The sequence below is a fragment of the Paenibacillus sp. MBLB1832 genome, from assembly GCF_032271945.1.
Classification (GTDB): Bacteria; Bacillota; Bacilli; order Paenibacillales; family NBRC-103111; genus Paenibacillus_E; species Paenibacillus_E roseopurpureus.
This window is the reverse complement of record NZ_CP130319.1, coordinates 1,053,178-1,067,358: the sequence shown is the minus strand read 5'-3', so window position 1 is coordinate 1,067,358 and position 14,181 is coordinate 1,053,178. Positions and strand designations below refer to the sequence as shown.

At 49.2% G+C, this 14,181-nt stretch carries 16 protein-coding genes; 2 read left to right on the top strand and 14 right to left on the bottom strand.

From position 1 onward, the window contains the following. Positions 1 to 3: 3 nt before the first annotated feature. Positions 4 to 1,290, bottom strand: a complete 1,287-nt coding sequence (locus MJB10_RS04780; RefSeq protein ID WP_314802211.1) for a hypothetical protein — start codon at positions 1,288 to 1,290, stop codon at positions 4 to 6. Between the two features lie 239 nt (positions 1,291 to 1,529). On the opposite strand from MJB10_RS04780, the gene MJB10_RS04775 reads away from it, so the two are divergent. Both MJB10_RS04775 and MJB10_RS04770 read left to right on the top strand, forming a co-directional pair. After that, on the top strand, positions 1,530 to 1,667 hold the full coding sequence (locus MJB10_RS04775) for a hypothetical protein (RefSeq protein WP_314802209.1): 138 nt from the start codon (positions 1,530 to 1,532) through the stop codon (positions 1,665 to 1,667). Beyond that, positions 1,648 to 1,971 (top strand): DUF2306 domain-containing protein, encoded by a 324-nt coding sequence (locus tag MJB10_RS04770; protein ID WP_314802207.1) that lies wholly within the window; start codon positions 1,648 to 1,650, stop codon positions 1,969 to 1,971. Before MJB10_RS04775 ends, MJB10_RS04770 begins: the two co-directional genes overlap by 20 nt. 263 nt (positions 1,972 to 2,234) lie before the next feature. Here MJB10_RS04770 and MJB10_RS04765 read toward each other — a convergent pair whose 3' ends face one another. The 13 genes from MJB10_RS04765 to MJB10_RS04705 all read right to left on the bottom strand — a co-directional run bounded on the left by MJB10_RS04765 (position 2,235) and on the right by MJB10_RS04705 (position 14,089). Next, positions 2,235 to 3,521, bottom strand: coding sequence for an ABC transporter permease (locus MJB10_RS04765; protein ID WP_314802205.1), 1,287 nt, complete (start codon positions 3,519 to 3,521; stop codon positions 2,235 to 2,237). Beyond that, positions 3,470 to 4,183: an ABC transporter ATP-binding protein gene (locus MJB10_RS04760; RefSeq protein ID WP_314802203.1), complete on the bottom strand. Its 714-nt coding sequence runs from the start codon at positions 4,181 to 4,183 to the stop codon at positions 3,470 to 3,472. The genes MJB10_RS04765 and MJB10_RS04760 overlap by 52 nt, the downstream gene beginning before the upstream one ends. 374 nt (positions 4,184 to 4,557) lie before the next feature. Next, positions 4,558 to 4,719, bottom strand: coding sequence for a hypothetical protein (locus tag MJB10_RS04755; protein WP_314802202.1), 162 nt, complete (start codon positions 4,717 to 4,719; stop codon positions 4,558 to 4,560). 81 nt (positions 4,720 to 4,800) lie between these two features. Beyond that, entirely contained in the window at positions 4,801 to 5,013 is a 213-nt protein-coding gene (locus tag MJB10_RS04750; RefSeq protein ID WP_314802201.1) for a hypothetical protein, read from the bottom strand. 528 nt (positions 5,014 to 5,541) lie between these two features. Further along, complete coding sequence (locus MJB10_RS04745; RefSeq protein ID WP_314802199.1) at positions 5,542 to 6,774, bottom strand: MFS transporter; 1,233 nt, start codon at positions 6,772 to 6,774, stop codon at positions 5,542 to 5,544. A 4-nt stretch (positions 6,775 to 6,778) separates the two neighbouring features. Beyond that, complete coding sequence (locus tag MJB10_RS04740; RefSeq protein ID WP_397386570.1) at positions 6,779 to 7,387, bottom strand: nitroreductase family protein; 609 nt, start codon at positions 7,385 to 7,387, stop codon at positions 6,779 to 6,781. Between the two features lie 29 nt (positions 7,388 to 7,416). Beyond that, positions 7,417 to 8,463 carry an ABC transporter substrate-binding protein gene (locus tag MJB10_RS04735; protein ID WP_314802196.1) on the bottom strand — a complete coding sequence of 349 codons (1,047 nt, stop codon included), beginning with the start codon at positions 8,461 to 8,463 and terminating at the stop codon, positions 7,417 to 7,419. A 34-nt stretch (positions 8,464 to 8,497) separates the two neighbouring features. Continuing rightward, entirely contained in the window at positions 8,498 to 8,833 is a 336-nt protein-coding gene (locus MJB10_RS04730; RefSeq protein WP_314802195.1) for a ferredoxin family protein, read from the bottom strand. Further along, positions 8,830 to 10,434 carry an FAD-binding protein gene (locus tag MJB10_RS04725; protein ID WP_314802193.1) on the bottom strand — a complete coding sequence of 535 codons (1,605 nt, stop codon included), beginning with the start codon at positions 10,432 to 10,434 and terminating at the stop codon, positions 8,830 to 8,832. Before MJB10_RS04725 ends, MJB10_RS04730 begins: the two co-directional genes overlap by 4 nt. Before the next feature lie 195 nt (positions 10,435 to 10,629). Further along, positions 10,630 to 11,487, bottom strand: a complete 858-nt coding sequence (locus MJB10_RS04720) for an ABC transporter permease (protein WP_314802192.1) — start codon at positions 11,485 to 11,487, stop codon at positions 10,630 to 10,632. Between the two features lie 29 nt (positions 11,488 to 11,516). Continuing rightward, positions 11,517 to 12,293, bottom strand: a complete 777-nt coding sequence (locus MJB10_RS04715; protein ID WP_314805479.1) for an ABC transporter permease — start codon at positions 12,291 to 12,293, stop codon at positions 11,517 to 11,519. A gap of 51 nt (positions 12,294 to 12,344) precedes the next feature. After that, on the bottom strand, positions 12,345 to 13,121 hold the full coding sequence (locus MJB10_RS04710) for an ABC transporter ATP-binding protein (RefSeq protein ID WP_314802190.1): 777 nt from the start codon (positions 13,119 to 13,121) through the stop codon (positions 12,345 to 12,347). A gap of 161 nt (positions 13,122 to 13,282) precedes the next feature. Continuing rightward, on the bottom strand, positions 13,283 to 14,089 hold the full coding sequence (locus MJB10_RS04705; RefSeq protein ID WP_397386615.1) for a DUF2935 domain-containing protein: 807 nt from the start codon (positions 14,087 to 14,089) through the stop codon (positions 13,283 to 13,285). Positions 14,090 to 14,181: the final 92 nt, after the last annotated feature.

Below are 14,181 nucleotides of genomic sequence, written 5' to 3'. Positions count from 1 at the left end.
TTGTTAATAACCTCCCAAGCTCCCTGCTGGTTTGTTCTTATTGTGATCACCTTGTGCTTCCATCCAGACTGTACGTTTCCTCACCGTGCTTTCCGCTTCGGCTTGCGCCGCACGAGCATCACCGCCATGCACGTCTTCAATCATCCAGCGTTGTCCGAACCCTGCATGTACCACTTCATCGGCCCAATCGAAATCTTGAAAGGTCGTCATGAGCGGATCCTTCACAACATCACGGCAGAATTCCCACTCTTCCCTTTTGCCTGGCGGATACTTCATCGCTGCTTTCTCGATTGCAATCGTCAAATGTGAGTATGCCTCGGTCCCCTCGAACAGCTGTGCCGTCATATCGTACCATCCCGTCCAGTTCTTGAACTGATACACATCGTACCCCTTCTTCCGAAGTGCAGCTTCACCGAACCAGCTGTGACGAACTTCATCCCACATGTGCCTGGCCGTGTCTCGATAGAAGCTCCATGGCTTGCCTTCTGTTGTAAAATGGACATAAGCTACACCTTCGGCTGGCGACATTTCGAAGTAGCGAGCCATCATCATTTGCATGAATCGCCCTTCATCATTATCCGCGAATGTGATCCCATGATTTTTAACCACATGTGTCGTAAATCGCGAATCCCTCGTACTTGCTCGCGGCATCGTAAAAGGCTCGCGGGAAATGCGTGCTGTTGCATCGACAGGAACCCGCTCCTCCCATCCCGTAATGCTGCCTGCAGCAGCTAAAAGTTGTTGGATATAAGTTCTCCAACGTTGTGCTTGTTCCTTCTCGGCCTCGGAAGCTGTCTCTGCCACGTGCGCGAGCGCCTCGCGCCCCCACGCCATCTGCTCCTCCCGATCAATGAGCTGATGCTTGATGATTTGGAACGTAGGCTCGTCGACCAGGGGCTGTGCTTTCCCTTTATAAGCATGGAGCGCTGCCATTTGTGCGGGTTTGATGACTTCGAATAGAGCCGTCAACAATTCCAGCGTCGTGTTCGAATCCAGTACCGTTTGCATCAGCTCCTGCAAGGCTGGATCTGGGCATTTATCGAAAGCAACGGTACTCATGCGAAGCTGCTTTCCACGTTGACGGAATTGCTCATGGTGCTCGGCATCCTGCCAGCTTAAGCGAGCTAAGGCCCCTTTAATTTCATATTCAGGTCTGGCCGCCATATGCCCAGCTTCAATCCGCATCAATTGACGATCCACATAGGCGATGCGCTGAATGGTTTTCGCAGATTCCTCAACAGACATTCCGATTCGATCCCAATTTTCAATTCCCATAAATGGATGCAGCATAAGTACCCCTCCAGTGTGTTTGCACTATAGTATGAATTCATAAATCAATCATAGTGCGAATCACCTTAAAAATACATACATTGAACAACATATAAATTTGCACTATATGTCATAAACCATATTTACATAAATAAATCCCGCCGGTTGTTTAGATTTTTTTAAGAAATGAATAAGAGGTAGTTTAGATACAGGACTTACAATAGGGGGATCGTGTAGATGAACTTAAATGGGGGCTTACCATGAGTAGAAAATTAGGGATTTTATCTATCATCCTGATTGTTGGCGTGGCGATTGCAGCGATTTTTCCTTATGTGTCTATGAATCCAGACGTTCTACGCGGAAAACTTCACGAAATCTATGGCGTTTTTAGCACTTAGCCTACTCTGGTTAATCACGACCTGGAAAGGGTTCCGTTATGCAATCAAAGGGCAGCTCCCTGCACATCGCATCTGGATGATACGCAGTTATGCCGTCACGTTGGCCGCCACTTCGGCCCGCCTGATTTTCCCTGTTTGCATACTCTTGTATGCGTTGATGCACAGCTTTCACCTGCCTGAGGGCGGAATCGAGCACATGGTTGTCGAGATTTTGAACGTCAATGTGTGGATTAGCTTGCTGCTGAATCTGCTGGTGGTGGAGTGGGTGTTGCTGCGAAAAGGAGAAGGCACGCGCACCAAATGAGCAATGAGCGGAACGTCAGGGCGCTATTCGCTGCAAATTGCGCAATATGGGCATTAGACGGAACGTCAGGGCGCTATTTTTCCGAAAATAGCCCCTTTTCCTCGAAACGTAGACAGATAGAGCATTTACGTTCCGCCTAGCGCTCAATTGCAGACCTTTTCGGCTAATTAGAGCATCCACGTTCCGTCTAACCGCCAATCATACACAATGGTACCAATGAAACCCGCGGATAGATGGATGGATTTACGAAATTTTAAAACTTCTTAATACCAGCTCGTAAACACCGACGAACTCCCGTACGCAACTGGAATTGCCATACTGACCATCACAATCGGACCCCACCACGTGAACAAGGAAATGCCCGCACATAAGCTAATGACGATAAATGCTGGCAGCACCAATGCGGGCATGACTTTCTGCAACGCCTGATGTTTCTTTGTATCCTCGATTGGAAACAGCGTCAAGAACGGTGTCGTCAGCTCGTCCTTGCAGAACGATTTGCGCCAAAAGACGAGAATAACGGCTGCGAGGATCCAGATAAATATCTTTACCGCACCCGGCAGCACAAACATCAAGCCACTGATGACAACCGTGAATTGAAGCGATAATCGCCATTGTAAACCGCTGCGGAAATAGGATTTGGCTAGCAGCTCCGCAAGCCCTTGGCTGGCTCCGGCGCCTTTGAACAATCGCTGCGACCTGCTGAAAATCAGCGGGTATTTGCGGGTTGGCTTTCTTTTGCGCTCGACGATCCGAACGAGCATCAGCGAGACAAGCCGCATCCGCGCATCGCGTTCTCTAGCGATATCCGCGAAGAAGGCCCCTTTTTCCCGTAAACGCACGCGGGTTAATAAGTCAAATGTGACGATGCCGACCACGATCGCCGAGCAGCCGTATAACGGTTGATCCGCAAGCTCCATGACAGCCGCTTGAAATAGCAACGCCAGGCCGATGAAGAGGACAATGCGCACCAACCAAAGCAAGATACCACGTAATCGCAACGCCAATAATTGGCGGATCACCCCAATGTTCAGCTTCACCACATAAGTTAGGACCCATAAACATACGATTTGTGAAACACTGTAACCATATACGGCTGACAGTAACGGCAAGAAAAGAAGTACTAGTGCCAACGACGTGATGCCTTGCAGCACGACAGAATAACGGTAACCGAGCCGCATCAGTGATCGAAACCAGATCTCATTTTGCCTCAGAAATAGTTGATCTCCCTCTTCCACGAAGAACCGCAGCGTACCTAGCCAAGTAAAAACGTAAAATAAAACGGATACAAACTGTATCGGAATTTCGCTTAACCTCGCTGGAGGAGCCGACAACCATACATAATAGTGATAGCCCGCTATGATCAGCAGAGGAATGACGAAATAAATCGCAATGACCCAATCTACTGCCATCCGCATCGCACGGTACTGAAAATGCCAATCCGAACGCACACGCCGCGCAAACACCCCAAAGCTGCTGTTCAAACCGCCGCCCCCTCTCATAATAACGAATGGAAGCAGTCGAACAGTGTCGCGTCTGGCATCCCACATTGCTCTTGAATGTCTTGTAAGTTTCCGTTTGCCACCAGTCTGCCCCCCGAGAGTAAAACGAATGAGCTGCAAATCCGCTCCGCTGTATCCAACACGTGCGTACTCATTAGAATTCCCGCACCGCGCTTGCGCTCCTCTTCCAGCATCCCCAAGAAATCCTTGATTGCTTTCGGGTCCAATCCAATGAATGGCTCATCAACAATGTAGATATCGGGCTTGTGCAGGAATCCAAGGATCAGCATGATTTTCTGCTGCATGCCTTTGGAGAATTTACCTGGCAGCTGATGCTTCTCGTCCACGAGTCGAAACCTGGTCAGCAGATCATCGGCACGCTCTAGAAACACAGCTCGATCCAACTCATACACCGACGCCGCGAATTCCATATGCTCCCACAGGGTCAACTCATCATACAGAATCGGATGCTCGGGAATGTAGGCGTAGCTTTTGCTCTCACCCTTGAAGGCTATGTTCCCTTTAAAATGCTTCAGCAACCCGAGGATGCTCTTGATGGTGGTGCTTTTGCCCGCACCATTCGGACCGAGTAACCCGATTAGTTCCCCTTGTTTGACGGTAAAATGAATCCCTTTAATCATATCCGGCACTTCATCGTAACCGGCCTCTTCAATATGTACATTTAAGACCGCTAATCGTTCCTCTAGCATGCGTCGACTTCCTTCCCAGCCAGCCTATTCCAAAATTTTGCTTTATTGTAACATGAATGCTCGTCCCAAACATGAAGCTTAAATAAAAAAAATATTTGACCCCTAAGGATCAAATATTGAGACGAGCTATTAATGTATAAAACCTCACATGAATGTTAGTACCAAGTCAAAGCAGTAGGCAGACATTGGATAAATAAAACAAGATCCTGTAGACGTTTCTTCATCGCATTCATCCTCCAAAAAAGACAGAAAACGCCTATCCTTGTAATCGGATAGGCGCCATTGCCTTCATATTAGTTGCACAACGTTGTGCGGTTAATTGAATTATAACTGCGGAATTTATTTGCGTCAAGTATTGTGACATAAAAACTATTTTAAACATTTGTATGAATAATGGTGTAACTAAACATGACATTATTCCATTTTACATTATATTCGAATACACGAAAAATCCGCCAAGCAGCAGCATCCACAACAGCGGAATGCAGTTCCAGAGAAGTGTAGCGCGATGCCTCCGACGTTTGCTGTGCTGTCAATACTCCTTGTAAGTCTGAGCATACAAAAGAAAACCCCTCCCGCAACCGAAGCTGCGAAAGGGGCTCTGTCCATTATAGGTGCTATACGTCAAGCACTTGGTAATTATTGATGATGGCTGCCGCAAAGGTTACGCGGTTATTGCGAAAAAAGTGATACAACCTGCGAGCTTCCGGTGACTCTTCGTCATAACGCGCAAAGTTGAAAAAGTCGTCATCCACCCATCCCTCACTTCGCAAACTTTCGATGGATTCCGCAATTTTACTAGGGATGACTGGCTTCACGATTGTCGTCATAGTCCCACTCCATTCACTAGAATCTTTCACTCTAGTAAAAGGATGCCCAAAACTAGCGAAGTTTAAACGAGCTTGCCCTGCGCCTATCAACATTAAATGGAAATTATGCAGCTAATTCGGTGCTATTCAAGCATTAATCGATATTAAATGGAAAAGTACATCTAATTTCGCTCGCTTCGAGAGTTTCGGCAAAATAAGGCTTGAAATAGCTGTAGAAATCCAGTTACACCGCTTAAAACCGAGAATATGGTGAAATTAGATGCAGAAAATCCATCTATTCGTATCTGCGAGGGCCCTAGAACGAAAAAGAGCTGCCCTCAAGCAGCAGCCTGAGCTACTCTAGAACAACTCTTTTTACCGTGAGGCATTTAAACTAGTTAATGGTGATAGAGCGGAACGTGCGTTCGTTATTCGTGTGTTTTCGCGGTAATGTCGGCTTTAGCGGAACCACGTTCCGTTTCCCCCGCTGCTTAGACGCAAAAAGAACCCCAAGGGGTTCTTTTTCAACAATGCTAACTGCTAGTCGCCTTACGCCATCTCCAGCTCCAACTTCGCCTTCTCCCTGCGCAGCTGAAAGCTCCCGATGTGAAAGGCTTGCCAACAGCTAATACCGAAGACGAGCATCGCCGCAATAAACCACCCGCGAATGCCGAAATGAGCGACGATAACGCCGCCGATCAGGGGACCCAATAAGCAACCTAAGAACATCCAGGAATTCACCATAGCGAAGGTCTGCCCCTCCATCCCCTTGCGGGCGATGCCGCGCACCTGCGCTTGGATATTCGGCATCATGCCTGCAACGCATAAGCCCAGCAGAAATCGACAACCAAGAATCAATGGATAGAAGTGTGTGACCGCTTGAACCATGCATAGCAGGAATGCCGTGCTAGTTGCTATTTTGAGCAGGAGGAGAGGACCTACTCGATCGGAGAGCATACCTAGCAATGGGGAGAAAACAATAACAGCCAGGGATGTCGCCGATAAGGTAATGCCGAGCAGCCACTGATCATTGACATAGGGGATCGGGTGTGTGGCTTGCTGCACATAGTAAGGGAGGATTGGATTCGTCCCGACTAGGGCGAAATTAATGCATAAAGCGCTGAGCAACAAGGACGGCAGCGGCTTGATCCGCCAGATGGTCTTCCAATCAGAGAGCAAGGTACTCTCTACTTTCTTCGTACCGCTTGGGATGCGAGGACCTTCTTTGACAAAGCATAGTACACTAACCGCTGCGAGTAAAATGCAGACACTCATAGCCGGGAATGAGCCCCGTACCGGGTAAAAGGACAGCAAGGAGGAAGCGATCAAAGGGCCGATTAATGAGCCGGTCTCGCCCATCATTTGCATCGTGCCAGCGGAGACGCCGACTTTGTTTTTCGAAGCGCCAATCATAATCAGCACCATGGTGAATGGCAAAATGCCCGTAAAACACCCTTGCGCCAATCGCAGCGCCGCTAGCTGCCAGGGCTCATTGGCGAGTGACATGCTCGCTGTGATGAGAGCCATGCCAAATCCCGACCACAGCATAACAGGCCTACGCCCATAACGGTCCCCGATACGCCCAAGAAAAGGCATGGCGATCATCATAATTAAGAAGTTGGCGGAGAAGATCGCGCCTGACCATATGTACAGGGAATCCCCGCTCACATGCCCAACTTCCTGTAGAAAGCTGGGCAAGAGGGGGATGAACATCCCATGTGCGGTTGAGACAAGCAATTGTACAGAAAGTAACGCTGTAAACTGCCGATTCCACGTGTCCATCCGACTAGAACGAACCTTCGATGATGCTCTCGTTCAGCGCCCGTCGACCGTTCGGAAGCTCACGCTGTTGAAAGTCCTCGGCTAACGTTTCACGTGCTCCGCGATAGCCCAACGCGATGACCGCGTGCAGCTCGTACTCGGCTGGTACTTGCAGCACTTCGCGTGCGATCTCTCTGTCGTAGCCGCCAACAGCACGAGTAGCCAGCCCTAACAGATGGGCTTGAAAAGCAATGGAAGCCCACGCTGCACCTGTATCAAATGCATGCGCACCATTCGGTTCGCCGTCCTGGCGAAGCTTATGGGACAGGAGTAACAAGAGTACAGGCGCATGATCCGTCCATAAGCGATTGTTCGGCTTAATGAAGGCTTGGAACTTCTGCTTCTGCGCTTCCGTATGGGCGACTACGAACCGCCACGGCTGCAAGTTGGAACTAGAAGGCGCCCAGCGAGCAGCCTCCAGCACCGTATTTAATGTCTCTTTCGTCACTTCCTTGTCTTCAAAAGCACGGGAAGACCAACGGTTCAAAAACAGCGAATGCACAGGATAATCCGCCTTGCGATGGGCCTCCACCTCGGGCGTTAAAACAGCTTGTGTTGATACGGACATGTTCATCATTTCCTTTCCGAATAGGCACAGCGCCCTTATTTTAACAACCACTGACTCAAGTCAAAATCCTTCTCCGCCAGCTTCTCATCTACTAGAAATTTCTTCGTGCCCTCGAGCAGCTTCACGCCATCGTCGGTAAAATTAACCGTTTTGATCGCCTCAATCGGTGTAACTTTCTTGTTTAATTCTGGCGTGAAACCATTCAACTGAGACAAGAATTGATAATATTCATCTGGCTTGGATTGTAAATCCTTGAGCGCTTTCTCCCTAGCCCCATTCCACACCTTTGCGAAATCAGGGAACTTCTTCAGATAGTCTTCGGAGACGACTGTAACGCTGCCACCGATCAAATTCGGATGCTTAGAGGCATCATCAATCAATGGGAAGCCATTCTCAATTTGTTTCAGGGCAAAGATAGCGCTGTTCGTCATTGCGTCCACTTCGCCACGTGCCAAAGCCGCTTCGCCATCTGGGCGCAGCATATGGATGAACTTCACGTCGGGCACATTCTGTTCCTTTACAAGGCCGGCAATATAGCGGTGCATGAAGGAGCCTTTCTGAATCGCGATCGTTTTCCCTTTCAAGTCTGCGATCGTGGTTGGACCGCCTTTTTTCCCGATCAAATAGCCAATATTATCTGTTGTGTTCAGCGTAATAGCCTTCGTCTTCGCTCCCGTTGAACGCGCAAGCAGCGCTGGCGTATCGCCTAAACTGCCGAAATCCAATCTGCCGCTGATTAACGACTCACTTTGGTCAGGTCCGTTAGGGAAAGCCACGGGCTTGATCTCCGTGATGCCGTACTTTTTGAGCTCCTCTTGGATAATCCCTTTATATAAACCCCAACCCTCTGCTCCGCCTGGAAAATTCAGCTTGTTCGTGCCAATGTATCCGTAATTGATCACTGCCGGTGGTTGCACTTTGGCGGCTCCGCCGCTTGTCGCTGCTGCACTAGCGCCTGCCGTCTTCGCCCCGCCATCCGAATTGCTGCATGCGGCTAGGAACGTGACCATCGCCACTAAACCAATTGTGAAAAGTGTGTTGCGGTAACGCCTTAAACCCCTTTTGTCCTGTCTCTCTCTCATCTTTCATTCTCCTTTCAATCAGTCGCCCACGGGTTTACCCGAAGGAGGTCTTCTTCGATAATTCATACATATAAGGATGCTCAGCGACTGGCTTGCGTCCTTTCCCCCAGCCAACCTTCTCCCGATAACCGCCAAACAATCCTTGCTCATCGAGGATCTCCTCGCTCACAAGCGTCGGCCGCTCGGCATCTGGCGCTACATAAAGAGCATCCGCAGGGCAGTACAGCTCACACATGAAGCAAGTTTGGCAGTCGCTTTGCCGAGCAATGACGGGAATGCCATTCTCCACACGATCAAATACATTCGTCGGGCAAACCGATACGCAGAGATTGCACTCGACACATTTAGACTCGCTAATCAACTCAATCATGGGGTAACAGCCTCCTTGTTCACTTCCGCCTTCTTCGTCCACACTTGATCCAAGCCGCCACTGATCAAACGATACCCTTGCGCTGTATCAATTTGCGGGAAATCCTCCCGTTTATGCATCCCTCTTGTTTCCGTACGTTCACTAGCTGAGTTGTACATCCAGCGAGCTGTCGCTGTCATGGCAGCGGCTTCCCGATGGCGAACACCAGCAATATCTAAGGTCGTTGTACGCTCACGCAAATCTGTCCACAGGCCATCCAGACGATTAATCGAATCTTCCAGCCCTTCCTGCGTACGGAACAAATTACGATCATACGGCATGACTTCCTCTTGAACCGCTTGGATCGCTTCACCCGTTTTGCTTACAACTTGACCTGATCCCGCCTTCGTAAAGGTGGTCGTTGAAACACTTTTCAGCTGACGATCTGCCGCTTTATCTCCAAGCTCTTGCGCAAATTTCGCTGCACCTTCCCCAGCAAATGAACCCGAGGACATCGCCCAAGCCGCATTGTGACTACCGCCGCCTGTAAAGCCGCCGCAAATCAGCTCACGTGTAGCTGCATCTCCTGCTGCATATAAGCCAGGGACAATCGTTGCGCATTGCTCATTAACAATTCGAATGCCGCCCGTTCCACGGACCGTGCCTTCCAACCGAAGCGTAACTGGGAATTTATCTTTGAACGGATCAATTCCAAGCCGATCGAAAGGCAAGAAGAAGTTGGTCTGATTCACACGCAGCAGCGGACGAATGTCATCTGGTGCTTGATCCAAGCTGGCATACACTTGACGACCTTGCAGCAAATTCCGTGCAATGATTGAGCGCCCGCGCTGGGATCCCGCACCCTCTACAACCGTTCCATCTTCATAGTAGAAAGAAGCGTACTTGTAATAAGCGGTTTTGGTAACCGATGAGAACGTTGGGCAAATCGCATAGGCGTTCGAAAACTCCATTCCCGAGAAATCAGCCCCCGCTTCGGCAGCCAATAAATACCCATCACCCGTTAAGACATTCGTTCCTAATGCTTTACTTAGAAAAGCACATCCTCCTGTTGCGATGACAACGGCCCCAGCGCGTACCGTCCAGGTATGGCCGCTTTGTGTTCGCACGCCTGTGGCACCGCCAACCCCATGCTCATCGGCCAGCAACTGGAGTACAGGACTGTGATCGAGAATTTGTACGCCGGCTTTTTGAACCAATTTACGCATCAGCTTCATGTATTCCGGCCCTTGCAATCCGCGCTTATAGGGATCACCGAACTCATCCTTCGGAAACGGATACCCAAGATTGCCTAGCTTATTCATATTCTCGTAGGTTCGATCAAGGACGCGGTTCATCCATGGAATCTCCGCCAGCTTCCCTCCCAATACATAGCGACTTTGTCTAGCTTCTTCACGCAGCTTCTCTTCTGGTTTGATGTACCATACGCCCGTCCCCGATGGCGCCGTTGCTCCGCTCGTTCCACAGTAGCCTTTATCCACCAAGATTACTTTGGATCCCTTCGTCGCAGCCGTTAAAGCCGCCCACGTGCCAGCTGGACCTCCGCCAATCACCAGCACATCTGCAGCGAGTTGCAGTTCATTATCTTCCAAAACTTTTGCCATCTTCATGACCTCCTCTAAAATGTAAAATGAAAAAGAGGCATCCCTAATTAGGAACGCCTCCGTTTGTACGGTTGGACATTTGTATATGCGTTTATGTCGATAAAACCAAGCTGTTTACTATGATTAAAATTATACTAGCACCCTAACGCCAAGTCGTCAACACGTTTTATTAAAATCCCTCCTACGACGATGCGCCTAACCTTGGAAGCTGTCTCGCCAGCTCAGCCATTTTCTTTCCAGCCAGCGGACAAAAGAGTCTACGAGCTTGCCGATCACCGCGAAAATGATAACCCCAACAAAAATGAGCTCAGCACTTGAATGTTGCTTGCCATAATTAATCAGGAAGCCAATCCCTTCCTGCGAGCCGATGAGCTCCGCCACAACGAGGCCCAGCCAAGAAATCGCCACCGACAGGCGCAAGCCTAAGAGAATACCAGGCAAGGATGCGGGCAGAATGAGCCTGAAGATCTGTTTCGTTTTGCTAAAATTCAGCACCTGAGCGACCTCGAATAACTTGTAATCGACACTTCGAATGCCCAAGAAGGTATAAATATACATCGGGAAGAATGCACCGCTCGCGATGATAACAATTTTGGACACCTCACCAAATCCGAACCACAGAATAATTAACGGCGCGATCGCCAGATGCGGAATCATCCTGAGCATTTGGAAGGAGGGATCCAGTAACACCTCCAGCTTTTGCACAAAACCAACAAAAAAACCGAATAACAACCCGATCGACCCGCCTATTAAGAAGCCGATGACGGCTCGTTGCAGGGAAATCGATAAGTGCTGGGTAAGCTCTCCTGAACTGATCAGTGTGCGAAATTCAGCCGCAATTTGCAAGGGTGTAGGTAAGAAGGATGGTGAAAACAGCCCCAAATCTCCCGATACCTGCCAGATGACCAGCAGCAAGAAGGGCACGATCGACCCGATCACGAAATCGTTCACTTTCTCCCACAACCATTTGATTCGAACTAGCTCAAGCTTTCGCCCCTTCGTGTTCCCGATTGTCTGTGCAGTTTGACGCAGCGCTTTGACACTATTGCTCATACCTTATCCCCCTTTATCATTCCGTGCGACTAGCGTCCATTGTAATTGTCTCGCCAACTCAGCCATTTCCGTTCAAGCAGTCTCACACCAGCATCCGCCACAATCCCGAATACAGCAAAGATAATAATACCAACGAAAACAACAGGTGTTTTGGAAAATTGCCGGGCATCTGACATCATATAACCGATCCCCGAGGTCGATCCCATTAATTCAGCGACGACCAGCCCGAGCCAAGAGACCCCTAATGAGATTCGCACGCCGAGCAAAATGTTGGGGAGAGCGCCAGGAATCGTTAATCGGATGATCTGCTTCCATTTACTGAACCCTAAAACACGTGTGACATCAAACAGCTTGTTGTCCACCCCGCGAATTCCTAGAAATGCATTGATATACAGCGGGAAAAAGGCGCCTTTGGCGATGAGAAGAATCTTGGCCGTTTCCCCGATTCCGAACCATAAAATAAACAACGGCGCTATCGCTAAATGAGGTATCATGCGGAGCATTTGGACCGTTGGATCTAGGGCTCTCTCAGTTTTGCGGAATAGGCCGACGAGGATGCCAAAGGCAAGACCTAATGAACCGCCTAATACGAATCCGGATAGGGCGCGCAGCACACTGATTTTGATATTATCGTAAAGCTCACCGGTTTGAATGAGCCGCACGCCTGCGTTAAGAATGCGCAGCGGTGTTGGAAATAGCAAGGATGAGATCACGCCGAGTTGACCTAACGCTTGCCAGGCAAGCAGCACAAGTAAAGGTACCAACGCACCGAGCAGTGCCCGATGGATACGCTGTTTGAATCGCAGTTGATCAACACTTGCTAATTGTCCTTGTTGCTGGCTCACAGGTATCCCCCCTTATATGCCTGAGCTGTCAATCAATTCAAGCTCTTCAATTTTCTCAAATTCACTTAACACCTTGAGGCGCAGCTCCTGAAAAGACGTCGTCGTCTTCTTCCGAGGAATTGGCAAATCGATGGAAACGATGTTCCTTATCGCCCCAGGCCGCGGCTTGAGAATCACGACACGATTGGCCAAATAGATCGCCTCATCAATGTCATGTGTGACGAAAATCATCGTCGTTTTATTCCTTTGCCAAATATCAATCAACACTTCCTGCATGTGTGTGCGTGTAAAAGCATCAAGCGCCCCGAACGGCTCGTCAAGCAGCAGCACCTTCGGATTTCGGAGCAGGGCTCTCGCAATCGCCACGCGCTGGGCCATCCCGCCAGATAGTTCTCTCGGGAACGATTTCTGGAAGCCGTCTAAGCGGACGAGTTCAATCAGCTCATCTACTTTCTTGCGAACAGCAGGATCTCGAAGCGAGAGGTCGGCGGCAATATTTTTCTCTACCGTTAACCAAGGGAACAACCTCGGCTCTTGGAAAATAAAGCCCTTATCGATACCAGGTCCTTGTATCACCTGATCGCCCAGTCGCACTTCCCCGGTATGCTGCGTATCGAGCCCCGCGATGATCTTGAGCAGTGTACTTTTGCCGCAGCCGCTGGGGCCGATGACCGTAATAAATTCCCCTTCCTTCACCTGCAGTTGAATATTGTGCAAGGCTTGGACAGACCCTTTGTTGGAATGAAATGTTTTGTTCACATGCTCGAGCTTCAATAACAGTTGGCTCATCAGGTTCAACTCCCTTGTAAAATAAAAAAGAGACACTCCTCTCTCGAAAGAGAATCGTGTCTCCGTTCATACGGTGGTCACATTTCCAGAGTAACATCCCGCATGAAGCTTCGTCAATATTATTTTCTTATATTCCTATAAGTTTTATCGGATATAGACATTTAATGGTTATGATGTTCCTCCCGCATCACAACAGGCTGGCCAGTTAAGCACTGCTCGAACAGATCAATCAGCGTCAAGAAGCGTTCCGCTTCTCGGAACACGTGGTCCGCCAATAAGGGGTGGATGATGCTTTTGATTTTGCAGGCTTCGATCAGGTCGCGGGCCGTCTTCTTGAAATCACGCAGGGCGACGACGGAGACTCGGTTCTGATCGAGGAACTGATCTAGGAGTGGTTCCGTTTGGGACTGCGGCCGCATGCCGCTCAAATCGATCGCTTGAAATAACAACGTGTCAAAATCATGACTAAAGTTCCTTGCTTGCTCCACCAGCTGCCGCTCGGAAGGATCAAGCAGGTGCCCAATAAACTTGGCGTGATCCGCCATGATGCGCAGGAAGAACACATTTTCATCAATAATCGCGTCTGGTAACGGTTCTAATCGTCCTGTATTCAATTCATGCAATCGGTTTCGGAAATAGTTCGCCTCTCGGCTTGTATGATCCACGAGTAAAGGAAAATTGTTCCCGCCTGGTAGCTTGCATTGGATGATGAGGCCGAGCACCTTTCTTTTGAAAGCCCAAATATGGGCGACAGCCGCTGATACCTCCATATTGAATTGTCTGATTTGATCAGGGTCTGTTTGCACCGAATATGCGTGAGAACGCCCCTCAATATGCTCGAAAATGTGATAATAATGATTCGCTTCTTGAATCAGTTGCGTATCGTCACAGCGAAAACCCAACTTCAGAAATAAGGAATGCTCTTTCATAATACGCGACCAGAAACGAATCTCGTCTAACGAACGCATCACAAACTCATTGGACAAAGCAGCACTCTCCTCACTTAGATGTTATATATCCCATGTATAGTGAGTGAGAGTGCGATATATGCTACGGTGGT

Excerpts from the sequence above, each read along its gene's own strand:
- MJB10_RS04730 (WP_314802195.1), bottom strand. The coding sequence starts at position 8,833 with ATGATTGAGTTGATTAGCGAGTCTAAATGTGTCGAGTGCAATCTCTGC.
- MJB10_RS04710 (WP_314802190.1), bottom strand. The coding sequence starts at position 13,121 with ATGAGCCAACTGTTATTGAAGCTCGAGCATGTGAACAAAACATTTCAT.
- MJB10_RS04780 (WP_314802211.1), bottom strand. The coding sequence starts at position 1,290 with ATGCTGCATCCATTTATGGGAATTGAAAATTGGGATCGAATCGGAATG.
- MJB10_RS04760 (WP_314802203.1), bottom strand. The coding sequence starts at position 4,183 with ATGCTAGAGGAACGATTAGCGGTCTTAAATGTACATATTGAAGAGGCC.
- MJB10_RS04770 (WP_314802207.1), top strand. The coding sequence starts at position 1,648 with ATGGCGTTTTTAGCACTTAGCCTACTCTGGTTAATCACGACCTGGAAA.
- MJB10_RS04775 (WP_314802209.1), top strand. The coding sequence starts at position 1,530 with ATGAGTAGAAAATTAGGGATTTTATCTATCATCCTGATTGTTGGCGTG.
- MJB10_RS04705 (WP_397386615.1), bottom strand. The coding sequence starts at position 14,089 with ATGCGTTCGTTAGACGAGATTCGTTTCTGGTCGCGTATTATGAAAGAG.
- MJB10_RS04765 (WP_314802205.1), bottom strand. The coding sequence starts at position 3,521 with ATGTGGGATGCCAGACGCGACACTGTTCGACTGCTTCCATTCGTTATT.
- MJB10_RS04725 (WP_314802193.1), bottom strand. The coding sequence starts at position 10,434 with ATGGCAAAAGTTTTGGAAGATAATGAACTGCAACTCGCTGCAGATGTG.
- MJB10_RS04720 (WP_314802192.1), bottom strand. The coding sequence starts at position 11,487 with ATGAGCAATAGTGTCAAAGCGCTGCGTCAAACTGCACAGACAATCGGG.
- MJB10_RS04735 (WP_314802196.1), bottom strand. The coding sequence starts at position 8,463 with ATGAGAGAGAGACAGGACAAAAGGGGTTTAAGGCGTTACCGCAACACA.
- MJB10_RS04745 (WP_314802199.1), bottom strand. The coding sequence starts at position 6,774 with ATGGACACGTGGAATCGGCAGTTTACAGCGTTACTTTCTGTACAATTG.
- MJB10_RS04750 (WP_314802201.1), bottom strand. The coding sequence starts at position 5,013 with ATGACGACAATCGTGAAGCCAGTCATCCCTAGTAAAATTGCGGAATCC.
- MJB10_RS04740 (WP_397386570.1), bottom strand. The coding sequence starts at position 7,387 with ATGAACATGTCCGTATCAACACAAGCTGTTTTAACGCCCGAGGTGGAG.